We start from the raw sequence: 23060 nt of genomic DNA on the forward strand, positions 1-23060 counted from the left end.
GCACGCGACGGGCACGGCGGTACCCTCTTCAGGGACAGTCTCCGGCATTGCGCCGCCCCTCCTCGCAGAGGTACGGCTTAGTCCGCCAGCCGTAGGCGATGGGGCACCACGTCGGGAGGCTGGATAGCACCGGAGACCGTCCTCACGCCTGCGTACCAGGCAGCCAGCCGACTCGGAAGCCTGCGGATTGAAAGCTCGGACGAGCATGGTTCCAGACAGTTCAATGCAGGTGAGCACGCATAGGCGATCCAGTCTGAACGGCCCTGGAACAGGCCCGCTGACTTCTGATCCGTAGCAAGATCGGGGAGGTCTACAGGGCCTCCTCATTTCACAAAGCCACGCCTGTCACCAGCGGTGACCTACACCACATCCGTGGACACAACCCCGCTGGTCCCCCAGCGGTGCTCACCCGAGTTCGACTCGGTGTCGCCGGTTCCTCCGTGGTTACGGATGGCTCCCCAGTTCCACCGACCCGGCGTGTATGCATCGCCTCCCGAGCCTGTAATAGATCGACATTTCCGGACAAGGGGTAGATGTTGACCACTCAAGTGAGGAGACCGGATGGGAAGGGATCCCGAGCGCCGGTTCGTGGAGATCTACGAATCCGCCTACGGCCCCATACTCGGGTACGCCCTGCGCCGTTGCCCCGATCCCGAGGACGCCGCTGACGCGGTGGCCGAGACGTTCATGGTCGCGTGGCGGCGGATCGAGGAGGTGCCCCCGGGGGAGGATGCCCGGCTGTGGCTGTTCGGTGTGGCCCGGCGGGTGCTGGCCAACCACCGGCGCGGTGAGCGGCGGCACGAGCAGCGGACGATGGCGCTGCGCGAGCAGTTGGCCGCCTCACCCGTGCTCGGCGAGCCACCCGTCGAGGACTACTCGCAGGTCGGGAAGGTCCTGCGAAGCCTGTCTGACGATGACAGAGAACTGTTGACCCTCGTCGCCTGGGAGAACTTCGACGCGCGGGAGATCGCCCGCATCCTCGGCATCTCCCGCAACGCCGCGACCGTCAGGCTCTACCGCGCCCGTAGGCGCTTCGCACGCGGCCTGGCCAAGGCCGGAATCGACTATTCGGGCTCCATCGCCGTTGAAGGGAACATGCTGTGAACATCGCCGACCTCGCGCGGGTGCGGAACGAGGACGTGGCCGGGGACCCGGCCGGGCAGGCATCGGGCGCCGGGGCGCGCGCGCTGATGGACTCGATCATGTCGGAGGAGCGGGAACCGGCCAGGCAGCCGCGTCGGCATCTGCCGGTACGGCGCGGCTTGGCGCTGGGCGCGGTTGCCGTCGGGCTGGCGGCCGCCCTGGTCATCGGGGTCGGGCTGCCCCAGGGCGGCCCCGTCACCGAGTACGCCAACGCGGCCGTCTCGCTGAAGATGACCGACGACTACCTCACCATCGCCGTCAATGACCCCGACGCCGATGCGGCAGCCTTCGCGGAAGCGTTCCGGGCCGTCGGGTTGGACGCCACCGTGGCCAAGGTCCCCGTGCCGCCGCAGATGGTGGGCAAGATGTTCGGCCCGGACCTAGTCGGTGACTTTCCGCCGGGCACGGGGGTGACGTACAAGCCTCAGCGCACCTGTGGGGCGGCGTGGTGCGGGGAAGTGATCTTCCCTGCGGGCTACACCGGGAAGATCTCCGTGAGCATCGGCCGCGAGGCGGCGCCTGGCGAGCCGTATGTCAGAGTGTCCACCGTTAACGAAACCATTGACGTCACAGCCGTTGACGGCTACCGGGTGATCAGCAAGACGGTCGCGGAGGTCAGGGCCGAACTGGCCCAACGCAGCCTCAAGATCCGATACGTCTTGATGCGGACCGATCCCGATGGCAGCGGTGTAGGCACACCTGTCAGCTCGGACCAGATTAGGGACGACTACATCGTCTTGCAGGCTGTGCCTTACAGCTCCGACACCGTGACGCTCTTCGTCGGCCCGGAGTCCGACTCGTTCTTCCGCGGCCTTCGCCACAAGGGCCAGGGTTAAGAAGGTGATCACAACCCTGGTTGATGGTAGTGGGCTCGCAACCGGTATGGCTGTCCCTCGCTTGATCCGGACCGGTCTTCGTCTGGAAGGCCATGCGACCGAACCGGTCACGTGGATCAGCCACATTCTCCGGTGAGCCAGGGTGAGGGACGAACCCTGGATCTTCGATCGCCTCCTGCCACGACGAACCTCAGCCACCCCGTGGCGATCGTTGGCCTGCATCGGGGCGGCGTCGCGACCCCACAGGCTGGCAGATGGCTTGTGTGCGGCGCGGCGGGCGTACGGCGACGGCCCGGAGTCCTGCCCGCGCGCCGGGACCGGCCCCCAGGCCGCATGCCCGGCGCGCGCCGCAGGCGCAGGGCCGGGCGACAGCGCGCGGCGCCGCCGCTCCTTGATACCCATAGGAACAATTCGGCAGTTACTCGTGAAGTCGCGACGACCCGAGTAGATGAGTGCCGTCGTGGTGGCGAATGGCTGGCGTCTGGTTCTGGTGCATGGCGTCGAGGACGCGGATGGCGAACGCTTCAGATGCGAGTGATGAGACCTCGTCCGCGGTGACCCAGCGGAACGCGCGGGCTTCGTCGGTTTCGGTGAGGTGGCCGCTGATGACCTTGCAACGGAAGACCAGGGCGACGATGCCGCGGGTCATGTTCTTGTAGACGCCGGTCAAGGTGGCGGGCTCGACCGTCAGACCGGTCTCTTCGCGGATCTCTCGAAGCAGGCCGGTGGTGATGTCCTCGTCGCGTTCCAGGACTCCGCCGGGTGCCTCCCAGTGGTCGTTGTCTCTGCGCTGGGTGAGGAGCGCACGGCCTTGGTCGTCGATGATCACGCCTGCCACGCTGACGGAGTGGCGCGTGTTGTGGTGATCCATCGGATGCCCTCCGGGGTTGCTGATCGCTATTCTCACGCTGCGCGACCGGCGAACGGCAGCGGGAGAGGGCCCGGAAGCTTGACGATCTCGCCCGTGGGGCCCTGGCGAAGAGATCGGGCACGGGGGCGAAAGAAGGCCGGATGAAAATCAAAGCCCAGGTTACGGCAACACGCCTGACCTGGGATTTTGTCTGTCCGAGAAGGGTGGAGCCTAGGAGATTCGAACTCCTGACATCCTGCTTGCAAAGCAACCCAGGCGGGGGCGGGACCATGTGCGATACCCGCTCCCACCTGGGCTTACGGTCCACGGTGATCCACCGTCATCCGGCCTCGTCCGTGGTCGTTGTCACCCAGTTGGTCACTCAGTGATTCGCCCGTCTGAGCCGGTAAAGCGCGCCTTCCTCGGTCCTCACTCGGGGCCGCTCAGCTCTCGATACGCCTCGCGTAGTTCTGCGGCTTCCGGCATGCGGCGCGTCTCGATGGCGCCGATCACCTCGCGCGCTCTCCAGTAGTTGGACGGCACCAGCACGCCGCTCGTCATGGTCGTGAGGGCAAGCTGACCGGCCTCGTCGGGCTGGTCGGTGGCCAGAAGCGCCAGAGCAAGGTCAAGGCGCGCGGAGGCCGCCCTGCGCGGGCGAACCATCCCGTCCGCGGCCGACTCCAGGCGGGCGAGCACCTGCCGGGCGTACGGCTCGGCGGCCGGGTCTCCCAGCCATGACAGCGTGGTCGCCACGTACGCCTCGCTCTTGGAAGGGTCGTAACGGTAGTGGTGCTCGGGATGCTCGGGCACCGACAGCGGCGAGACCAGCCGGGCAACGCGATTCAGCGCATCACGCGTCTCCGGGCCGGACCCGAGCCGTGCCCAGATCCGGCCCTCCTGCGCAGTCGCCTGGATATAGGCCGAACTGGTGCGCGGTGCGATCGCCTGCGCTCCCTGGGTCAGGGGCAGAGCGCGGCGGTAGTCGCCGGTGGTGACCGCCTGCCATGCCTCCGTCTCCAGACACCACGCGGCGATCTCGGGATGCTCGGCGTGCTTGGCCAACTGCGCGGTCGTCCGAAGCCACGTTCCGGCGGCCCCGAACTGGCGAAGGTCGATGTGGCAGGTGGAGGCCAGCAGCGACAACCAGCCACCGGCCGTGAGAAGGCGGCGATGCTCGGCGAACGTCTTCTTGGCGTCGACCAGGTGCGAGACGTACGACAGGTGCTGACGTACGCGTTCCAACAGCTCAGCCGGTGGGGTCCCCTGGTAGGCCATCGCGAGGTCGTCGACGGCCAGTTCCAGGCGGTCAAGCGTTTCGGTGCCCACGTCGCTGGCGGCCACCCGGCGGGCCAGCTCCAGCGCCTCGATCTCATCGGCGAAGTGAGAGCTACTCTCCGGCTCCTCGCTGAACAACTCGGCTTCTTCCGTGTTGAACACCCGGCAGTAGAGCAGCCGGTACGGGTCCTTGGGCTGGTGCTTGCCCGCCTCCCAATCCTTGATCATTCGAATCAAGGAATCCCGCTCGGGCAGGCGGGCACGAGTGCGCGAGTCAGCGGTCTCGGCAAGCTGCCTGGCCATCTCTCGCTGGGTCCACAACTTGCCACGCCTTGCGGCGCGTAACCGTACGGCCCAGGCCGGAACGTTACCCATTGTGTGCACCTCGGGGGACGTGGGGTCCTCCTGTCTCCCCCAGTCTCCCCTACTCGCACTGTCGGCGCGGGGTACCCGGCGATGTCATGGGAGCACCAGGAAAAGCGGAACCCGCAGGCGCGGACACGCCGTACGGGTCCCTTGATCGCACGTGGAGGTGCGACCCATGGACAACTGTAGAGCCGTCCCACCCGCCGTTGACGAGACGACAGTGGAGAGCCACGACAAGGCGCTGGCCGTCGTAAAGCGGCTTCTCAATGAGCGGGGAATCTGCGCCCACCGCCATCACACGATCAGTCTCGGCCTGTTCGCCAACAGCGCGGTTGCCAGGCCTGACCAGCCGCCTCTTCGGTCGTGGATGGAGCGACACCCGCCGGAGCTGACCGTGAAGGGTTCGCAGGGCTGGCGGGTAGCCACGGTGACCATGGGTCCGCGCTCGGGCAGCTACCTGGTGTCCCTGCGCGACAGCTCCGATCTCCTGGCGGTAAGGAGCGAGCATCCCGAACAGGTGGTTGCCCTGATCGTCGCCGCTCGGAAGACGTGACCATGCACGGCTGGGTCATCCTGGGCGATGCAGCCACCAAGCGCGTCAACGGCAAAGAGGTCGTCGTCACAGCCGGTAAGTCGGGCGACATCGGGTCGGCCATCAGGACGTGGGAGGACGCTGAGCGCCACCGGATGCTGTACGAACTGGGCAACCTCGGTCGCCTGGTCGATACCGCGCTGGCTCGCCTCCAGGGTCACCACCGCACTCCGGGAAGTCACGGAAAACGCGCGCCGCAAACCGGCCACATCAAATGATCGCCGGTTGGGTGCGGCGACAGACCTCCCGTGGTCGCGTTGCCGTACCCGACCAGCAATGACCGTGATTCGATAACCGTGTCGTCCGGTGGCAACATGACCCGGAGCGCAGTGCCGCCAGGCGCGAGCACCGGAAGCAGGGCGGCAGAGTCCTTGATCATCATCATGTGGGCGTTCCTGATGATCACTGAGTGGAGACGGCCGGCGCAATGCCGAATGGCACCCCGTAGGGGCCGCGAAGCGGTTGGGCCGGCGGTCGGAGCGGCAGGCGGCAGCGCGTACCAGGGGCGGCGGGTGCCTTCGGTTCGGCAGGTGCTCGGTTCGGCGGGCGGTGGGCTTACGCCGTGCCGTCCCGGCTGGCGCGGGCCGGGGCCGGCCGCCAGGGCCGCACGCCCGGCCCGCTGGCCGTGCCGGGACGGCGGGGCGTGTCCCGCCGTGCGGCGGCCCGAAGCGCTGGCGCCTTGAACCAGTAAAGAAACTCTGAGCCACCCCACAGCCAGCGCGTATGTCGATCTTCGAGGCGCATCTGCTGGGGGCACGAACGATCAAAGCCAAAGAGTACGCCAACAGGCATCATTGACCGCAAAGCTCATCACCCAGCGGGGCTCAACTCCAGGAACAGCAACGCTTTCGACCCGCCTCGCGCCCGAGCATCCTTGAGCACCTTTTCATCATGCGGCTCCATCGGTCCGACAGACTCGACGAACTCCGCCCCATAAAGCGACAGTTGCACATCTTCCCGTTGACTGGACTCCATGGTCACCGATTTGGAAAGTTGCTGATCTATGATCGACCATCCGTGCTCTCGTAAGAGGCCACTCGCCTTGCTGAGCGCCTGCCGGGAATCGGGGCTCCCGACGTCGATTATCAAGACCTCTCTGACCAGGGTCAGACCGTCCCAGGTGACCTTGGCCTTGGTCTCTGCCAGCACTCTTACGGTGCTGCGTATGTCGCGGACAACGCCAGGATCAACCCGCTCCTCCCTGGGGAACAATTCCGATCGGCATCCGGAAAGAAAGAGGAGCACACAGAAGGTGGCTATAGCTGTCCTAACAAATTGAGCTGCCTGCTTCAACCTGTTGACTCCAGTCCCCTCATGCCCGCGATGGGCAAGAGCCGTTTCCCCGCCAGCGATATACCGCAGTTTCCTAGTGGAAGATCCCCGATGACTCTATCCGTTCCTGATTCATAGAACAGGCGCTAGATCATGAGGGCGATGCCGTTGTCGGCGAGTTCTTCGGGAGTGAATACCACGCTGGTGTCGTCGGCGAGTTCGGCGCTGTAGCCGATCTCGTAGCGGTTGGCGGGGGCTTTGACCTCGGTGACCTCGATGGGGTGGCCGTGGGCGTGGGCCATGGTGCGGCGGATGATGAGGATCGCTTCGGCGTAGTCCATGCCCAGGCGGGCGCGTTCGTCTTCGTAGGCGATGCGGGAGGTGGTCAGGGTCATCCACCGGATGGGGCCGTGTTCGCGGATGAGGGATTGGTAGAAGAAGCCGGGTCACTTGCGGTACTGGTCGAAGCGCTTGGGAGTGTCCCAGCCGGGGAGCATGTCGGCGTTGGTGTAGGAGTTGATCTCCAGGCGGGCTGAGGCGCCGTGGATGCGGACGGTGTGTCCTCGGTGCCACATGCTGCGGCGGTGGATGACCGCATGTCCGGCGCGGACGCCGAGGATGATCGCGAGATCCCGGTTGGCGGTGATCTTCTCGCCGGTGAACAGCGGCGCGTCGGGGTCGACGTCGCGGAGGGCGAGGTCCCAGCCGAAGGCTTGGATGTCGGGGTGGTTACCGGGGGCGGCCAGGTCTGGCCTGGTCTGGTGGCTGATGAGGATGACTTGGCGCTCGGGCATGGGGCGGACGAAAGAGCCGCGTCCGCGCATGACGTAGGCGAGTCCTTCGGAGACCAGGGTGTCGATGGCCTTGCGGACGGTGGGGCGCGATACCTCGTAGCGGCGGACCAGTTCCGGCTCGCTCGGCAGGGCTCCACCGGGTGGGTAGCGGCCGTCCAGGATCGCGGTTCTCAGGTCACTCGCGATGGACGATCTCTTCGGAGGTGCCCGGGGAGCTTAGTCATCCGGTTAGTCACTCAAGCCCGGTTTTCATGATCACAGACTGAGTGTTCCCGCAGGTGGAGCCTAGGAGATTCGAACTCCTGACATCCTGCTTGCAAAGCAGGCGCTCTGCCAACTGAGCTAAGGCCCCGAGATTCAAGCCGGTGGCCTGGGGAGATGCCCTTGCGCACGGCCTGCTTCAGTCGTACACGGTAGCAACAGGACCCGCTCCTACGCCACTTGAATCCGCGTGGCGGGGCGGGCTTCAGCGGGCGACGGCGGCCAGGTGAGGTTCGGCCGGTGCGCCGGTGAGGAGGATCTCGGGGAGATCGGCGACGGAGTCGAGGAGGTGGGTGGCTCCGCCCTTGATGAGGCGCTCCCTGCTGTGGACTCCGGTCAGGATGCCGGCCACCACAGAGGCGCCCGCGCGGCGGCCGCAGAGCATGTCGTTCTCCGAGTCGCCGACGACCGCGACCTGGCGGACGTCCTCGACGCCGAGGCGCATGACCGCGGTGAGGACCATGTTGGGCAGGGGGCGACCGCGCCCGGCCTCTTCGGGGCACAGGGCGAGGTCGACCTTGTCGGACCAGCTCAGGGCGCTCAGCACCCGGCTGAGGGTGACGCGGCTGAAACCGGTGGTGAGGCAGACCCTGATGTCGGCGCCACGGAGCTTGTCGAGTGCCTCGACGATTCCGGGCAGCGGGGTCAGGCCCGCGCGCGCGATGGCGCCCTCGTAGGAGCGCTCGAAGGTCAGATTGGCCGCCTGGGCCTGGGCCTCGTTGTCCGGGAAGATGCCCCGGAAGACGTCGATCGTGGAGCATCCCCGGGACCGGTGCACGTGCACCATGGCGCGAGCGTACGCACCGGTCCCGGGCACGATGCCCTGCGTGGCGATCGCCTCGGCGAACGCCCGCTCGACCATGGCGACATCACCGATCGTGGTGCCTGCCAGATCCAGGCAGACAAGCCTGATGGGTGTTATTCCATCTTGGGCAAGGACCATGAAAGCACCCGAATCGGTAGCCGCGTCTGTCAGTTCTCGCTGCCGGTGGCCTCGGTCCACAGGTCGAGCTCGGCGCGGTCGGCCTGCACCTTGCGCCAGACCAGCAGCCCCCCGAGGGCGACGAGCGCCAGAACGAGCAACTTCTTCACGGTGTGACCCCACTTCTTGAGAAGTCTCACCTGCCGGGGTGAGACAACGCCCGGTTCGAACGGTTCCCTGCAGCCTAGCAAGGGATCGGGCCATGATCCGGTCCGCACGACAAGCCACCAGGGCCGATCCACACCAACCGGGTGATTTTCAGCATCATGCCGTACGGCTCGCGTTTCGACGATCACGATCCGCCGTGAGTCTTGTCGCGAAACCGTCCTGGTTCTCACGATAACCCCCGTGAAGCACCCGCTTTACCTTCCCGGGGGTTCCGGTCCCCCGCGGCCCGGGAATGGTGCCGCCCGCCAGGGGCACGACCAGCGCGTCCGCCCGCTCCGGCCCGATCACCCGGGGCGCGAATGACACATACCCGCTTGGCATGGGGCTTTCCGATCGAGATAAGCCCAGGTAGATCGAGATAAGCCCAGGTAAGGGGTCAGGCGCCCTCGGCTGGATCCTCGGCTACCTCAGGCGCCTTCGACAAGGTCGGCGTAGTCGGGGTGGCGGTCGATCCACTCCCGGACGAACCAGCAGAGGGGGACGACCTTCGCGTTCTCCGCGCGGGCCGCGTCCAGTGCGGTACGGACGAGCGCGGACCCCACCCCCTTGCCCTCGTACTCCGGCTGGACCTTGGTGTGGGGGTAGACGATGACCCCGTCGCGCCGGACGAGGTCCAGCCGTCCAGCCTGCCTGCCGTCCACCTCCGCCACGAAGGAATCGCCGCCGAGGGAGAGCTTGACGTCCGCCTGCATGGAGGTCCTCCTTAGCCGGGCCGCCGTACGGTCGTACGGGCGCTTTCCTGGTCAGCCGATCTCGCGCGGCGTTCATTCCCCGCCTCGCCTACCCGCGTTCGAACCGGACATCAACTAGCTCCGGGGGAGGGAAAACAATCACCGAGAGTGATTGTTCAGATACGAGAGGTCGCTGATTTTCGCGGGCCATAATTCGCGGGCGGTGGACCGTACCGGAAGCCGCCCGATTGAAGGATGATGGGAGCGGACGCCCGGCACGCCGGCGTCCCATGGGATCAGCCGACCCGTCTGTGCTGGTACGACAGACGTTGACTGACCTTCATGCGCGCCGAGAAGGTGATCGCGATGACGGGTGACGTCGACCACGGTTCACTACGCATTCTCTTCACCGGCCAGCCCGCCGGGGTGTCCTGCGAGGGAGATATCGACCTCTGTACGCGGCGCGTTCTGGCACGGGCGCTCGCCGTGGCGGCGGAACGGACCGGCGGCGACCTGTACGCCGACCTCCACGGTGTCGACTTCGTCGACGTCGGCGGCCTGAGGGTGCTGGCGGAGACGGCGTTCGGGATGGCGGGCGGGCGAAGACTGATCGTCGACGGCCTCCGTCCGCACACGCGGCGGATCGTCGAACTGTGCGGCTGGACGGAAGTGCTCGCCGCGGGTCCGGGCACCGTAACCACTGTGAGATAACGCCTGGTTGCTCCTCAGTTGTACCGTAAGAGTTCTCTAGAGGAATTCGGAGGATCCGCCCTGAGAGTGACCAGATCGGCCCCCTCCCCGGCTCCCGGCCCCGGGGTGATCGCGATCGGGTCGCTGTCCTCCCGTTCCGATACGGGCAGTGTGCCCGGCGGCCGTCCCCCGGCCGGGTCTTCCTCCCATCGACTGTCTGCAGAGGTATATCCGTGAGCGCTGCCGTCCTCGTGACCGACGTGTCCGACCCCGCCGCGGAGGAGACGCTCCTCCTGGCCCTGGCCGGTGAGCTGGACTACAGCAACGCCGAGCGGTTCCACCACGACCTGCAGGAGGCCATCGGCGAGAGCAGGGGCGATCTCGTCATCGACCTGACCGATCTGACCTTCTGCGACTCCACGGGGATCCAGAGCTTCCTGAACACCCGCCAGACCGTCCAGGACCGCGGCGGCAGCATCGTCCTGGTCAATCTGCACCCCCGCCTGGAGAGGCTCTTCCACCTGACCGGCCTCGCCCAGGCCTTCGGCATCCAGCCGACCGTGGCCGACGCCCTCAAGGCGCTGCGGCCGAGCCAGCCGTCGTAGCGGGTCCCGTCCCCCCGCGGCCGTCACTTTCCGGGGCCCGACCGAGCGAACATCTGTTGGCTCGGGCGGTCGTAAGTTGGCAATGAGCGGGCAGGTGTCTAGCATCGTGTAACTCGTCAGCAACGCCCTGATTCTGGAGCAAGTCGGCTCGCCCCCCGGTGACTGCCAGACAAGGCGACCTCAAGGGGGTGTCGTGACCGGCGACCACGGCCAGCACTGGCCGATCGACGAGGATCTCAGCGCTCTGCGGGAGCGTCTCCAATATCATGCCGTCCGAGCCGGTATGCGGGGCGAGCGGTTGGACGACCTCCTCCTCGTCACCAACGAGGCGGTCATCAACATCTTGGAGCACGGCGGGGGCAAGGGCACCCTGGCGATCTGGCAGAACGAGACATACCTGACCATCGACGTCACCGACACCCTGGGTGTCCTCACCACCTGGCACGTCCCCCGCGAGCGTCCCACGGGAACCGTGCGGGGGTTCGGCCTGTGGCTGATGAACCAGCTGTGCGACGAGTTCGCCATCGAGCGGACGGAGCAGGGGTCGCGCGTCCGCCTGCGCATGCGCATCGGCCGTCCGGTGGACGGGAACGGGTCCACCGGTTCGGCGCGGGACGCCCCCGATCCCGTACGGGACACCACCGGCTCCGCGCGGGACGATCCCGGCCAGGACGAACTCCAGGTCTCGTTCTGAGAGATCCGGGAGGGGTCCGGGAAGGTTCCGGGAGGTTCTTCCGGGAAACGCGGGTCGCGAGCCCGGTCGCCTCCGTGGCCCACCGGCGGCGGGCCACGAAAGTCCGTCAGGTGATGTCGCGGCGCCGGAGGCCGAGCAGCCCGGCGACGGCGAGCAGGGCGGCGAGGGCGGACAGTGCCAGCAGGGGCACCGGGGAGAACCCGACGCCGAGAAGGACCTTGGGGATGTGGGCGAACGGGGAGAAGATCATGACGTCGGCGGAGGCCTGACCGAACTCCACGGCCAGCTCCAGCAGCAGGAACGCCGCCAGGAACGTCCAGCTGACGGCGGCGGCCAGGCGCGGCAGCAGGCCGTACAGGGCGAGGGTGATCCCGGTGAGGACCCAGACGGCGGGGATCCAGAGCAGCGTGGCACCGAGGATGCGGGGAAACTCGCCCGCGACGTCGCCCGCGCCCAGGCCGTACGCGAGACCCGCGGCCAGGCCGAGTGCGGACAGCATGAGCGCCGGTCCCGCGAGGGCGAAGAGGAGATGGGCGCCCACCCAGCGGACCCTGCCGACCGCCGTGGCCAGGATGACCTCGGCCAGGCCGCCGCGCTCCTCGGCCTGCGGGCGGAGCATGGTCAGGATCGCGTAGCAGGCGATCACCTGGCTGAACACCATGGTGGAGAAGGTGAGCAGGGCGCTCATCCCGTTCACCCCGGGGAAGAGGTCGCCGAACTGGTCCTGGGCGCCCTGCGCACCCCCGCCGAACGCGGCTCCGAGCACCGCGCAACCGGCCGTCCAGGCCAGCAGGGTGCCCCGGTTCACCCGCCAGGCGATGGAGAGGGCGCCGCGCAGGCCGGGTGCCGCGACGGCGGGTCCCGGGCGGGAGGGCAGCAGGCCCGCGGCGAGGTCGCGGCGGGCGGACAGGGCGTAGGCCGTACCGGCCAGGAGCACGGCCAGTACGGCCGGGAGCAGCAGGACCCACCAGCGCTCACCGCCGAAGGCGCGGGTGAACCTGACCCAGCCGAGCGGGGACAGCCACGACAGCCACTCCATCCCGCCCGCCGTACGGTTCCCGGGGGCCGGGGAGAGAAGGTCGCCCATGGCCCGGACGAGGAACGCCAGGCCCAGCGCGGCGAAGGCGATGCCCCGGGCGGCGGAGGCGCCCCGGGTGAGCTGGGCGGCCACGGCCGCCGATCCGGCGGAGACCCAGCCGAAACCCGCCGTCGACAGGCCGAGGAGCGCCGCCCCCGCCGGGGGAAGCCCCGTGGACACGAGCGCGACGATCATGAGCGCCGCGGCCAGCAGGTTGGCCGAGAACGTCACCGCCAGTGCCGCGGCCAGCGGCGCGTGCCGCCCGACGACGGTCGAGCCGAGCAGCTCGCGGCGCCCGGTCTCCTCCTCGGCGCGGGTGTGCCTGATCACCAGCAGGATGTTCGCGACACCGGTCAGTATCGCGCTCGACATGCCCGCGCTCCAGGCGGTGATCCCGCCCGCGGTCGCCGCGTAGATCGGTCCGCGCAGCGCCCGCTGGGCCGGGTTCAGCGTCGCGATCTCGGCGTACTGGCGCAGCGCCTCCTGGGTGGGGTAGAGGTCGGCGACCCCCGCGGCCATCGCGAGGACGATCAGCGGCACCGTCACGACCCAGATGGGCAGCAGGAGGCGGTCGCGGCGCAGGATGAGCCGGACCAGCGCGCCGGTCCCGGCGACCTCGTCGCTCATCGGTGCCGGGGTGCCGGTCCCGGTGAACCGGCTATCCATCGTGATGCTCATCGCGCCGACCCCGGCGAGTCGGCCGTTTCCTTTCCGGACGCCGCTCCGGCCGTCACCTCGTAGTGGCGCAGGAAGAGCTCCTCCAGGGTGGGCGGGCGGCTGGTCAGCCCGCGTACCCCGATCTCGACGAACCGCCGCAGGAGCCCGTCCAGCTCGGCGGTGTCCACGTCGCAGCGCACGCCGGTGCCGTCGATACGGAGATCGTGGACGCCCGGCAGGCCGTCGAGGCCGACGGGCGGGCCCGCCAGCTCGGCGGAGACGGAGGTACGCGTGAGGTGGCGGAGTTCGGCGAGGGTGCCGCTCTCCACGGCCCGGCCGTCCCGGATGATCGTCACGCGGTCGCACAGCGCCTCGACCTCGGCCAGGATGTGGCTGGAGAGCAGGACCGTGCGCCCGCGCAGGCGCTCCTCCTCGACACACCGCTGGAAGACGGCCTCCATGAGTGGATCGAGGCCCGCGGTGGGCTCGTCGAGCAGCAGCAGTTCCGCGTTCGACGACAGGGCGGCGATCAGCGCGACCTTCTGCCGGTTTCCCTTGGAGTAGGCGCGGCACCGCTTCGTCGGGTCGAGGTCGAAGCGTTCCAGCAGGTGTGCCCGGCGCGCGGCGTCGAACCCGCCCGGCAGGCGGCCGAGCAGGTCGATCACCTCGCCCCCCGACAGGTTGGGCCACAGCGCGACGTCGCCCGGCACGTACGCGAGGCGGCGGTGCAGCTCGACGGCGTCGCGCCAGGGGTCGCCGCCGAGCAGCCGGGCGGAGCCGGAGTCGGCCCTCATCAGGCCCAGCAGGACGCGCAGTGTCGTGGTCTTTCCCGCCCCGTTCGGGCCGAGGAAACCGTGGACCTCCCCGGTCCGTACCGACAGGTCGAGGCCGTCGAGGGCGCGGGTCCTGCCGAAGGACTTCACCAGGCCCTCGGCGCGTACGGCGTCAGTCATCGCCCTGCTCCTTTCGGTAACGGTCCAGCCCGTCACGGGCCTGGTCCGCCAGCTCCGCACCCGTGAACGACGGGGAGACGATCTCCAGCATCGCGGCGCTGACCCGGGGGGCGCCCTCGGCGGACATGGGGTCGGCGCCCATCGCGCGGGCGACGTGCGCGTGCAGCACGTGGACGCCCAGCTTCATCGCGGTGAAGACCGCCGCCTGGGCCCGGACGTCCGGCCGGTCGCCGAGGAACCGCTCGGTCAGCGCCACCATGTCGTCGAACAGCACGGCGGCACCCGGCGAGCCGTCCGCCAGCGCCCGCGACAGGTAGAGCATGACGGGCGGTCCCGCCCGGTAGACGTCGGAGATGAACTCCGGCTCGTCCAGCCGGTGCTCGTCCAGTGCCTCGTGAACGTTCAGCTTGACGAACTCCAGCACGTAGGCGTCACAGGCCTCGCGCAGGCCGTCCTTCGATCCGAAGTGGTGCTGCACGAGGCCGAGCGACACCCCCGCCCTCTCGGCGATGGCCCGCAGGGTGGCCCCCCGGATCCCGTGCTCGGCGAAGTGCGCGAGCGCGGCGTCCCTGATCCGCGCCCGAGCGGTCAGGTCTTCAACTGGTCTCATGTACGGCATCCTATACACATGACTTGCCAAAAAGTCAGCTGTATAGGAAGACGTCGTGGGTCATCTTCCCGTCACCGGGCCGCCCGCCTCCGCGCGTAATCCTTGACCGTCATCTGACGGATGATCGACGTACCGGCCAGATGTCCGCGATACGCTTGTTTGAGCAGGTCAGCGCCTTATTGGGTGATGTCATGGGAAGACAGCTGCGATGTCCGTCTGCGGGTTGTTCGGGGACACCGAGGGACGCTCAGGGACATCATCTGTCGGGCTGGGGACGTCCGGGGACGCTGTTCTCGCCTCGGGAGTGCCCTCGACACCCCGTACAGCGTCTCCCCGAACCTTCCGGGGCTTCGGGAACGTTCGGAATCCTCGGCGCCCCGGCGGTACGCGGAGGCGTCCGCCGGTCACACCCGCCGGGACGACACCGAGATCGACCCCGCCGTCCCGGTTCTCTCCGTCTCGCTCAGCCGTACGCAGGTTCGGAAGGGATGGTCCGTATGAGGGTTGTCGTCGATCTGGCGCGGTGCCAGGGATACGCGCAGTGCGCCTTTCTGGCTCCGGACACGTTCCGGATGCATGGCGAGGAGGCGCTCATGTTCCACTCCAGCCCGGACGAGGCGCAGCGGGACCAGGTCCTGCGCGCGGTGGCCGCCTGCCCGGTCCAGGCGATCCTCGTCGACCGGCTGGACCTGGACGCGGCCGGGCCTCCGCCCGCGACGGCCAACGGAACGGCGACGGCCGGAACTGAAACAGCGACGGCTGCGGCTGCGGGCGGAGCGGCGACCGGCGGGACGGCCGCCACCGGAACGGGAGCGGTGTGACCAGCGAGCAGAGCAGGGAGATGTTCAGGCGCGACGGCCGCATCGTCGTCGTCGGCGCCTCCCTCGCGGGACTGCGGGCCGCGGAGGCGCTCCGTGACGAGGGCTTCACCGGGTCGCTCACCCTCGTCGGGGACGAGGCGTGCGAACCCTACGACCGGCCCCCGCTGTCCAAGCAGGTCCTGACCGGCTGGGTACCCGCGGACGGCACCGCGCTGCCCCGGCGTCGCGAGATCGACGCGGAGTGGCTGCTCGGCGTACCCGCCTCCGGGCTGGACCTCGCGGGCAAGCGGGTGGAGCTCGCGGACGGGCGGGAGGTCCCCTTCGACAGGTTGCTGATCGCCACCGGTGTGCGCGCCAGGCCCTGGGCCGACGAGGCCGAGGCCGCCCTGGACGGCGTGTTCGTGGTCCGCACGCGCGACGACTCGGGCCGCCTGTGGGAGCGGCTGGCCGCCGGGCCCGGCCGGGTGCTCGTCATCGGGGCCGGTTTCGCCGGTTCCGAGATCGCCTCGGTGTGCCGCGAGCGCGACATACCGGTGACCGTCGCCGAGGTCGCCGAGGCACCCCTGGTGGGAGCGCTCGGCAGCATGATCGGCTCGATCGCCGCGAACCTCCAGCGCGCCCACGGCGTCGACCTGCGCTGCGGCGTCAAGGTCACCCGGCTGGAGGGGGACGAGCGGGGGCGGGTGCGCCGCGCCCACTTCTCCGACGGCGGCACGGTCGACGCCGACGTGGTGGTGGTCGCGCTCGGCGGCATACGCAACACCGAGTGGCTGCGGGACTCGGGGCTGGCCGCCGGTGTCTGGGGCGTGGCCTGCGACTCGGGCTGCCGGGCGTTCGACGTCAACGGCCTGGTCACCGACGACGTCTTCGTCGCCGGGGACGTGGCACGCTGCCCGCACCCGGTCTACGAGTACCGGTTCCTGTCGCTGGAGCACTGGGCCAACGCGGTGGAACAGGCCCAGGTCGCGGCCCACAACATGGTCAGTTCCCCGACCGACCGCTGGCCGCACCTGTCCATGCCGGCGTTCTGGTCGACGCAGTTCGGCGTCAACATCAAGTCCGTCGGGGTCCCGGTCCTGTCGGACGAGGTCGTCGTGACGCAGGGGTCGGTGGAGGAGCACCGTTTCGTCGCCACGTACGGCTACCGAGGCCGGGTCACCGCGGCGGTCAGCTTCGACAACGCCAAGTGGCTCGACCACTACCGGCATCTGATCGAGGCGGCGGCGCCCTTCCCGCCCACCTGCCCCACCCCCGACCAGCCCTCCGGCATGAAGCCCGTGCCCGCCCACTTCCCGGACCCGGTGATCATCACTCGCGGAGCCACGGTGGTGGTCACCGGCCACGAGCCGAACGAGCGGCGCGTGGCGTTCGCACGGCCGGGCGGCTGAGCTGTCCGGCCCTTGCCCGACCAGGGCCCTGCCCGACCGGGGCCGGGCGGTTGACCTGTTCGGCCCTGGTCGGGCGGTTGACCTGTCCGGCCGGGGTCGGGCGGCTGAGCTGTCCGGCCGGGGGCCGGGCGGCTGGCTTGTCGGGCCGGGACCGGCGACACCCTAGGAGAAGCGGCTATGACAGTTACCCAGGCGTCCAGCACCTTCCAGCGAATCCTCGACCACTCCAGCCGGGCCGATCCGTACCCGCTCTACGCCGAGTTGCGCAGGACCCCGGTGGCCCGGCAGGAGGACGGCGGCTACATCGTCAGCACCTACCGGGAGATCACCTCGCTGCTGCACAACCCGCACGTCAGTTCCGACACGGACAATCTGGACCACCCGGGGCCCGCCCTCGCCCTGCGCGGGGACTCACCGGCGTTCATCGGCCTCGACCCGCCGCGACACGACCGGCTGCGCCGCATGGCGATGCGCTACTTCGGCCCCCCGCACTCGCCCACGCTGATCGACGGCATGCGCCCCGACCTGACCGCCATCGTCACGAACCTGATCGACAACCTGGTGAGCAAGGACGAGATCGACATCGTCGACGACTTCGCCTACCCCTTCCCCGTCACGGTGATCTGCCACCTGCTCGGCGTACCCCGCGAGGACGAGCCGAGATTCCACGGGTGGGTCGAGGCGATCGTCGCGCTGCTCGGCTTCGACCCCGCGATCGACCCCGAGGAACGCCTGCGGGAGGGCGTACGTGCCCGCGAGGACCTCAGGACATACCTCGCCGAGCTTCTGGAGAGCCGCCGGGGCCGGCCGCCGGGCGACGACCTGCTGTCCCAGCTGGCCAACGACGACGGGCCCGACGGGCGCATGACGGACGAGGAGATCGTCAGCACCGCCAACCTGCTGCTCATCGCGGGCCACGAGACGACCGTCAACCTGATCTCCAACGGCGCGCTGACGTTGCTGCGCCATCCCGACGTGCTGGAACGCCTGCGCCGCGACCCCGGGATGATCATTCGGACGGTCGAGGAACTGCTGCGCTACGAGCCTCCGGTGCAGCTCATCCTCTGGCGGGCCGCGTACAGCGACCTCACCGTCGCGGGCACCGTCATCCCGAAGGGCTCGCGGATCACGCTCGTGCTCGCCTCAGGCAACCGCGATCCCGCCTATTTCCGCGACCCCGACCGGTTCGATCCCGACCGGCGGGACAACCAGCACCTCGGCTTCGGCGGAGGCGTCCACATGTGCTTCGGCGCTCCGCTGGCCCGGCTGGAGACACAGATCGCGCTGAACGAGCTCGTCCGCAACCTGGAGAGTCCCCGGCTCGTCGCCGACCCACCCCCGTACCGGCAGAGCGCGGTCCTGCGCGGCCCGCGCCATCTCCTCGTCAGGCAGGAGTGACGGTACGAACCCTGGCCGGGAGGGAGGGCTCGCGTGTCACCGGGTCCACCTCCCGGTAAGGCTCACGCGTCACCGGGTTCAGCCTCCCAACAGGGCTCGCGTGTCACTGGGTCCACCTCCCGATCCGTACCGGCACCCCGGGTGAGCCGTGCAGCACGGGAGCGTGGTCCGGGGCGTCGAGCCCTCCCGCCTGGAGCAGGTCCTGGTCCAGGCGGACCAGCCGGGCGTGGCGCAACGGCCAGTCGGGATGCTCGATCTGGGCGGTGACCGTCCTGCCCGCGAACGTGGTGAACAACCGGTAGCGCGCGGTCAGGAAGTGCGCCAGCTCGTCGCGCTCCCGCTCCGCGAACGGCGGGCCGACCTCCACGACCGCGTCGCACCGCGCGCCCACGGGTCCCGGCAGGCGCCGTCGGCAGCGGTAGCCGCGCCGCTCGCCGACGGCGCTGACGGCCATGCGGGACCAGAAGTAGGGCAACCCGTACCCGGCCCGCGCGCCGAGCACCGCGAGCAGGCGCCCGGCGTCCAGCGACAGGAACCAGACACCGTCACGCCCCTGCTCGTCCCGTACGTACGTGCGCACATTCGTCTCGGGAAACCGCGACAACCACGGCAGGGCGGGCACGCCCGGTGCCCGCACGTCCTCCATCAGGAAGGTGGTGAGGCCGACCCAGGCCGCGCCGTCGAAGGTCTCGACCGTGAGCCCGGGGGGCAGCAGCCGCTGGATCTCGGCGGGTGGGTACCGCCAGTGCATGAAGGTCATCTCGGACCAGCGGTGGTACATGACCGGGTGGGTCAGGTGCGGGGACGGCGGAGCCTGCATGATCCGCTCCTTCTCGGGTGGTGGTGCTTGGGTAGTAGTGGTGCCCGGGTGGTGACGCTCGGATGGTGGTGGCGTTTGGGTGGTGGTGCTTGGGTGGTGCCCGGGTGGTGGCGTTTGCCACTTGTCTTGACCATTCATCTTGGCCGTGGCGCCGGGTGTCGTCCCGCGCGACACCCCACGCGATCCGTTTGGGACCAGGCCGGGCCGGGCTGGTCGGTCCTGCTTCGCGCTTGATGTTGGGTTTCTTGAGTTCGTCCCGGTATCGCGTTCCTCGGAGGCACCTCGCCGGAGCGTCCCCGCCACAGGGACGGTCTAGCTTTCAGAACTCTCCGTAAAACCGTGCGCGCAGCGACGCGGGCTCACGGGTGGTCACGGGTGTAATCGTCCCGGGCACAGGAGCCCGTCGACCGGTCACCGTCGGAAGTGACCGGCAGCCGAACACACGGGGGATTCATGCGTACACGGAGGAACGTCACGAAACGGGAGCCGTCGCGGCCGGGCGTGATCCGCCGGACCGGGCTGCGGGCGCTGGCGGCGGGGATCCTGGTGGTCACCCCGCAGCTGGCCTTCGCCGGACCCGCGCTGGCCGGTACCAACGTGATCGTGACCGGGAGCCTGCTGTCCGTCAACGCGGGAGACCTGGCCGACAACATCAGCGTCGATGTCGACGTCGACGGTTCGCTCGTCGTCAGGAACTCCGGCGACACACTCTCCACCACGGGGACCTGCCAGAACGTCGACGACAACATGGTCCGCTGCCCCTCCACCGGGATCACCGGCATCCAGGTCAGCCTCCAGGGCGGCGCCGACACCCTGCGCAACAACACGGCCCTGCCCATGCGGGCCTTCCTGGGCTCCGGCAAGGACGCCTTCTCCGGGGGCTCGGCCTCCGACACCGTCTCCGGCCAGACCGGCGGCGACACCATCCACGGGAACGACGGCGACGACGTCCTCCAGGGCAACGCGGGTCCCGACTCCATCGTCGGCGGCGCGGGCAGGGACGCCTGCACCGCCGAGATGAAGGAGTCCTGCGAAAGCTGACGTTCCGAGCACCGGGGCGTACGGGCGCCACGTCCGTACGCCCCTCCCGCGTACCTCCCGGTAACAGACACCGCGTCCGTACGCCCCCCGCAGGCTTCCCGGTGACAGACACCGCGTCCCTACACCCCTCCCGCATACCTCCGTCCGTACGCCCCTCGCATACCTCCCGGTGACAGACATCGCGTCCGTACGCCCTCGCACACCTCCCGGTGGCGGCTGCCGTCGCGGTGCCTGGCCGGGCGGGGGTCCCGGAGCCGCGCGGGCCGTTCTCGTGGGTGGTAATTGTGCCTCTGAGCATGGGTTTGGCAACTTATCGGCCGCTACTGGGAAGATGTCGGTATATGGATCGCATTGACCTGGTTCCGCGCCTTGCCCGAGTGGTGGTCATCGCCGTCCTCGGCGGCTTCGCCAGTGTCTACGCGCTCGCGGAGTTGCCCGCGCCCGTCCCGGTGCTGATCGCGGTGGCCGCCTTCCTGATTCAGGTCGTCTGTGTCCTGCCGGGCGAGCGGCCCTGGTGGCTGCTCGCCGCGCAGGCCGGCCTGGGATGTCTGGGTGTGCTCGGCCTCGGGATGTCGGTGGGGATGCTCGGCTTCGTGGCCGGGTCGCTGCTGCTGACCGCCGCCTGGCCCGTGGCGGCGCTCGTCGTGGCGGGCGCGGCGGTCATCTCGATGTCAGCGGACGCCACGATCACCACGCTGCTGGTCGCCCTGATCGTCTACGGGCTGGCCCGGATGGTCGAGCTGGTGGACGAGCTGTTCGCGGCACGACTTGGGCTGGCCATGGCGGCCGTCGCCGAGGAGCGGCTGCTGATCGCCGCCGAGCTGAACGCCGGTGTCGGCCGGAGTCTGGCGGTGATCGGAGGGCTCGACCCGGAAAGGCCGGAGATGCTCGGCGAAGTCCTGGCCGTCACCCGGCAGGCCCTGGCCGACGCCCGTTCCGCCGCCGTCGACTACCGATCCCTCTCCCTGGCCCCCGACACCGCCTCCGCCCGCGCCCTCCTGCTCGCGGCCGGGGTCGAGACCGAGGTCCGCGTCGGCCACACCGAGCCCCTCGGTCCCACCGGCGCCCTCCTCGCCGCGGCCCTCCGCGACGCGGTCTCCGACGCCGTACGGCACGGCACCGTCCGCCACTGCCTCATCGAGACCTCGGAATCCGAGGATTCCGTACGGCTCCGCGTCACCCACGACGCCCCTCGCACCGCCGCCCAGGCCGCCGACGCCCTTGCCGAGGCCCAGGCCCGCATCGTCTCCGCCCGTGGGACCCTCGTCCTCGACCTCGCCCCCGACGGCCGTCTCACCATCGACGCCCGCGTCCCCAAAACCCCGCCCGCCCGCCCGGCGCCGATCGGCGTGGCAGGCCCGGCGGCGGACGAACCGGACAAGGCGGGCAACAGCGGGCCCGGACGTCTCAACGTCAGGCGCCTCGGGATCGGGCGGCTCAGCACGGCGGGCAACCCGGACTCGGCGTACCGGTTGTCGGTGGGACTGCTGGTGGCCGTGCTGGCGGGGTTCTCCGTGAAGGCGCTGTTGCGGTTGCCCGCGGAGGCGCCGGTTCCGGTCGTGGCGTGCCTGGGTGTGATCATCTTCCTGCACCTCAGGTCGGTACGAGGGCGCCATCCGTGGAACCTGCTGGCGATGGCCGTGCTCACCTACCTGCCCATCCTCGAATTCGGGCCGGGCTGGCTGGTGGTGGCGGGTTTCCTGGCCGGGCCGCTGCTGCTGGCCCTCCCGCCGGTGGCGGCGTGGCCGCTGGTCGCGGGGGTGATGGGCAGTGTGGCGGGGATCGGTGTGGCCACGGGCCTCGATCCCGCGGTGGTCGTCAACCTCACGATCAGCACGCTGGTGACCGGGCTGGTCGTGTACGGCCTGGGCACGCTGGCCCGGCTGGTCAAGGAGCTCCAGACCGCCAGGGAGCGGCTGGCGAGCGCGGCCGTCGTCCAGGAGAGGCTCCGGACCGCCAGGGACCTGCACGATCTCCTCGGCCACAGCCTCGCCGCGATCCTCCTCAAGTGCGAGCTCGCCCGCCGCCTCGCCGACAGGGACCCGGATCGGGCCAGGGCAGAGCTGGCCGACGTCGTCGACATGGCCGAGCGGGCGCTGGCCGACATGCGCGGCGTGTCGGGGGACGGGCGGGAGATGTCCCTTGAGGCCGAGGCGGAGTCGGCCAGGTCGGTGCTGGCCGCCGCCGGGATCGAGACGGAGCTCGACCTCTCCCACGGCCGCCTGCCGCCGCGGACGGCCACCGTCCTGAGCGCCGTACTCCGCGAGGCCGTGACCAACATCCTGCGCCACAGCTCCGCCAGGCACTGCGTCATCAGGACCACGCCCGAGGGGCTCAGCGTGGTCAACGACGGGGCGCCCGCCGTATGGAAGAAGCCGGGTTCCGGGATCGGCAACCTGACCACCCGTCTCGCGGCCCTCGACGGCAGGCTCACGACCCGTACCGATGACGGCTGGTTCGAGGTGCGCGCCGTACTAGATCCAGCCCGCCTCGGTGGCGATGCGGACCGCGTCGGTACGGTTGCGGGCGTTGAGCTTGGCCACGATCGCCGTGAGGTAGTTGCGGACTGTTCCCGGGGTTAGGTGAAGCCTGGAGGCGACCTCGGGCGCGTCGGCGCCCTCCGCGACGAGCCGGAGCACGTCGGTGTCGCGGGGGGTGAGCGGGTTGTCCGCGAGGTCCCAGGCGGTGACGGCGAGCTTCGGGTCCAGCACCCGCCGCCCGGCGGCGACCGCGCGGACGGCGTCGATCAGCTCCTCGGGCGGGGCGGTCTTGAGCAGGAAGCCGCTGACCCCGGCGGCCAGGGCCTGGCGCAGGTGTCCGGGCCTTCCGTTCCCGGTCAGCAGCAGCACCCCGCACTCTGGCAGCCGCTCGCGGAGCACGGCCGCGGCGGCCAGGCCGTCCATGACGGGCATGTCGATGTCGAGTACCGCGACGTCCGGGCGATGTGCGAGCGCCGCCGGGAGAACCTGGTCTCCGGAACCGACCGCGGAGACCACGACGAGATCGGACTCCAGCTCCAGCAACGCGACGAGCGCACCCCGGACCACGTGCTGATCTTCGGCGAGGAGAACCTTGAGCATGTGGTCATATGTACC

The 23060-nt window shown here is 69.4% G+C and carries 25 protein-coding genes, 1 tRNA gene and 1 pseudogene; 12 read left to right on the plus strand and 15 right to left on the minus strand.

Features of this window, described 5'->3' with window-relative positions; translation table 11 throughout:
* The first annotated feature begins 561 nt into the window (after positions 1-561).
* Positions 562-1104: an RNA polymerase sigma factor gene (locus ACW9TB_RS02820; RefSeq protein WP_472746308.1), complete on the plus strand. Its 543-nt coding sequence runs from the start codon at positions 562-564 to the stop codon at positions 1102-1104.
* Positions 1101-1979 carry a hypothetical protein gene (locus tag ACW9TB_RS02825; RefSeq protein WP_472746309.1) on the plus strand — a complete coding sequence of 293 codons (879 nt, stop codon included), beginning with the start codon at positions 1101-1103 and terminating at the stop codon, positions 1977-1979. Before ACW9TB_RS02820 ends, ACW9TB_RS02825 begins: the two co-directional genes overlap by 4 nt.
* 418 nt (positions 1980-2397) lie before the next feature.
* Here ACW9TB_RS02825 and ACW9TB_RS02830 read toward each other — a convergent pair whose 3' ends face one another.
* Together ACW9TB_RS02830 and ACW9TB_RS02835 are read right to left on the minus strand one after the other, a co-directional pair.
* Positions 2398-2850, minus strand: coding sequence for an NUDIX hydrolase (locus tag ACW9TB_RS02830; RefSeq protein WP_472746310.1), 453 nt, complete (start codon positions 2848-2850; stop codon positions 2398-2400).
* 408 nt (positions 2851-3258) lie between these two features.
* Positions 3259-4407, minus strand: coding sequence for a hypothetical protein (locus ACW9TB_RS02835; protein WP_472746311.1), 1149 nt, complete (start codon positions 4405-4407; stop codon positions 3259-3261).
* A gap of 238 nt (positions 4408-4645) precedes the next feature.
* Here ACW9TB_RS02835 and ACW9TB_RS02840 point away from each other — a divergent pair, with 238 nt between their 5' ends.
* Positions 4646-5023, plus strand: a complete 378-nt coding sequence (locus ACW9TB_RS02840; protein WP_472746312.1) for a hypothetical protein — start codon at positions 4646-4648, stop codon at positions 5021-5023.
* Positions 5024-5025: 2 nt separating this feature from the next.
* On the plus strand, positions 5026-5280 hold the full coding sequence (locus tag ACW9TB_RS02845; RefSeq protein WP_472746313.1) for a hypothetical protein: 255 nt from the start codon (positions 5026-5028) through the stop codon (positions 5278-5280).
* 592 nt (positions 5281-5872) lie between these two features.
* On the opposite strand, the gene ACW9TB_RS02850 is transcribed toward ACW9TB_RS02845, so the two are convergent.
* The 8 genes and pseudogenes from ACW9TB_RS02850 to ACW9TB_RS02885 form a co-directional block, all read right to left on the minus strand.
* Complete coding sequence (locus ACW9TB_RS02850) at positions 5873-6211, minus strand: hypothetical protein (protein ID WP_472746314.1); 339 nt, start codon at positions 6209-6211, stop codon at positions 5873-5875.
* Between the two features lie 269 nt (positions 6212-6480).
* A complete protein-coding gene (locus ACW9TB_RS02855; protein WP_472746315.1) occupies positions 6481-6729 on the minus strand; it encodes a hypothetical protein in 249 nt (82 codons plus the stop codon).
* A gap of 51 nt (positions 6730-6780) precedes the next feature.
* Positions 6781-7128 (minus strand): hypothetical protein, encoded by a 348-nt coding sequence (locus tag ACW9TB_RS02860; RefSeq protein WP_472746316.1) that lies wholly within the window; start codon positions 7126-7128, stop codon positions 6781-6783.
* Positions 7129-7146: 18 nt separating this feature from the next.
* Positions 7147-7314: pseudogene (locus ACW9TB_RS02865) on the minus strand (GntR family transcriptional regulator); the annotation flags it as partial.
* 93 nt (positions 7315-7407) lie between these two features.
* Positions 7408-7480 (minus strand) — tRNA-Ala (locus tag ACW9TB_RS02870).
* Positions 7481-7594: 114 nt separating this feature from the next.
* Positions 7595-8332: an HAD family hydrolase gene (locus ACW9TB_RS02875; protein WP_472746317.1), complete on the minus strand. Its 738-nt coding sequence runs from the start codon at positions 8330-8332 to the stop codon at positions 7595-7597.
* A gap of 29 nt (positions 8333-8361) precedes the next feature.
* On the minus strand, positions 8362-8481 hold the full coding sequence (locus tag ACW9TB_RS02880) for a DLW-39 family protein (RefSeq protein ID WP_211264163.1): 120 nt from the start codon (positions 8479-8481) through the stop codon (positions 8362-8364).
* Positions 8482-8946: 465 nt separating this feature from the next.
* Positions 8947-9231 (minus strand): GNAT family N-acetyltransferase, encoded by a 285-nt coding sequence (locus tag ACW9TB_RS02885; RefSeq protein WP_472746318.1) that lies wholly within the window; start codon positions 9229-9231, stop codon positions 8947-8949.
* Positions 9232-9552: 321 nt separating this feature from the next.
* Between ACW9TB_RS02885 and ACW9TB_RS02890 the strand changes: the two genes are divergently transcribed.
* The 3 genes from ACW9TB_RS02890 (at position 9553) to ACW9TB_RS02900 (ending at position 11199) form a co-directional block, all read left to right on the plus strand.
* The gene (locus tag ACW9TB_RS02890; RefSeq protein WP_472746319.1) at positions 9553-9921 is read left to right on the plus strand and encodes an STAS domain-containing protein; all 369 of its coding nucleotides are present in this window, start codon (positions 9553-9555) and stop codon (positions 9919-9921) included.
* A gap of 212 nt (positions 9922-10133) precedes the next feature.
* The gene (locus tag ACW9TB_RS02895) at positions 10134-10505 is read left to right on the plus strand and encodes an STAS domain-containing protein (protein ID WP_472746320.1); all 372 of its coding nucleotides are present in this window, start codon (positions 10134-10136) and stop codon (positions 10503-10505) included.
* A 193-nt stretch (positions 10506-10698) separates the two neighbouring features.
* On the plus strand, positions 10699-11199 hold the full coding sequence (locus ACW9TB_RS02900) for an ATP-binding protein (RefSeq protein ID WP_472746321.1): 501 nt from the start codon (positions 10699-10701) through the stop codon (positions 11197-11199).
* Between the two features lie 106 nt (positions 11200-11305).
* Here the strand turns inward: ACW9TB_RS02900 and ACW9TB_RS02905 are convergent, their stop codons facing one another.
* The 3 genes from ACW9TB_RS02905 to ACW9TB_RS02915 are packed head-to-tail and all read right to left on the minus strand — an operon-like array spanning position 11306 to position 14497.
* Positions 11306-12943 carry an ABC transporter permease gene (locus ACW9TB_RS02905; RefSeq protein ID WP_472746322.1) on the minus strand — a complete coding sequence of 546 codons (1638 nt, stop codon included), beginning with the start codon at positions 12941-12943 and terminating at the stop codon, positions 11306-11308.
* 8 nt (positions 12944-12951) lie between these two features.
* On the minus strand, positions 12952-13887 hold the full coding sequence (locus ACW9TB_RS02910) for an ABC transporter ATP-binding protein (protein WP_472746323.1): 936 nt from the start codon (positions 13885-13887) through the stop codon (positions 12952-12954).
* Positions 13880-14497 (minus strand): TetR/AcrR family transcriptional regulator, encoded by a 618-nt coding sequence (locus tag ACW9TB_RS02915; protein WP_472746324.1) that lies wholly within the window; start codon positions 14495-14497, stop codon positions 13880-13882. The genes ACW9TB_RS02910 and ACW9TB_RS02915 overlap by 8 nt, the downstream gene beginning before the upstream one ends.
* Positions 14498-14994: 497 nt before the next feature.
* Here ACW9TB_RS02915 and ACW9TB_RS02920 point away from each other — a divergent pair, with 497 nt between their 5' ends.
* The 3 genes from ACW9TB_RS02920 to ACW9TB_RS02930 all read left to right on the plus strand — a co-directional run bounded on the left by ACW9TB_RS02920 (position 14995) and on the right by ACW9TB_RS02930 (position 18104).
* The gene (locus tag ACW9TB_RS02920) at positions 14995-15318 is read left to right on the plus strand and encodes a ferredoxin (RefSeq protein WP_472746325.1); all 324 of its coding nucleotides are present in this window, start codon (positions 14995-14997) and stop codon (positions 15316-15318) included.
* Positions 15315-16706: an NAD(P)/FAD-dependent oxidoreductase gene (locus ACW9TB_RS02925; RefSeq protein ID WP_472746326.1), complete on the plus strand. Its 1392-nt coding sequence runs from the start codon at positions 15315-15317 to the stop codon at positions 16704-16706. Before ACW9TB_RS02920 ends, ACW9TB_RS02925 begins: the two co-directional genes overlap by 4 nt.
* 177 nt (positions 16707-16883) lie before the next feature.
* Entirely contained in the window at positions 16884-18104 is a 1221-nt protein-coding gene (locus tag ACW9TB_RS02930) for a cytochrome P450 (protein WP_472746327.1), read from the plus strand.
* Between the two features lie 103 nt (positions 18105-18207).
* Here the strand turns inward: ACW9TB_RS02930 and ACW9TB_RS02935 are convergent, their stop codons facing one another.
* Positions 18208-18924 (minus strand): YqjF family protein, encoded by a 717-nt coding sequence (locus ACW9TB_RS02935; protein ID WP_472746328.1) that lies wholly within the window; start codon positions 18922-18924, stop codon positions 18208-18210.
* Positions 18925-19377: 453 nt separating this feature from the next.
* Here ACW9TB_RS02935 and ACW9TB_RS02940 point away from each other — a divergent pair, with 453 nt between their 5' ends.
* Positions 19378-19965 carry a calcium-binding protein gene (locus tag ACW9TB_RS02940; RefSeq protein ID WP_472746329.1) on the plus strand — a complete coding sequence of 196 codons (588 nt, stop codon included), beginning with the start codon at positions 19378-19380 and terminating at the stop codon, positions 19963-19965.
* A gap of 341 nt (positions 19966-20306) precedes the next feature.
* The gene (locus ACW9TB_RS02945; RefSeq protein WP_472746330.1) at positions 20307-22547 is read left to right on the plus strand and encodes a sensor histidine kinase; all 2241 of its coding nucleotides are present in this window, start codon (positions 20307-20309) and stop codon (positions 22545-22547) included.
* On the opposite strand, the gene ACW9TB_RS02950 is transcribed toward ACW9TB_RS02945, so the two are convergent.
* Positions 22440-23045 (minus strand): response regulator transcription factor, encoded by a 606-nt coding sequence (locus ACW9TB_RS02950; protein ID WP_472746331.1) that lies wholly within the window; start codon positions 23043-23045, stop codon positions 22440-22442. The genes ACW9TB_RS02945 and ACW9TB_RS02950 overlap by 108 nt on opposite strands.
* Positions 23046-23060 lie beyond the last annotated feature (15 nt).

Source organism: Streptosporangium sp. H13245 (genome assembly GCF_055690525.1).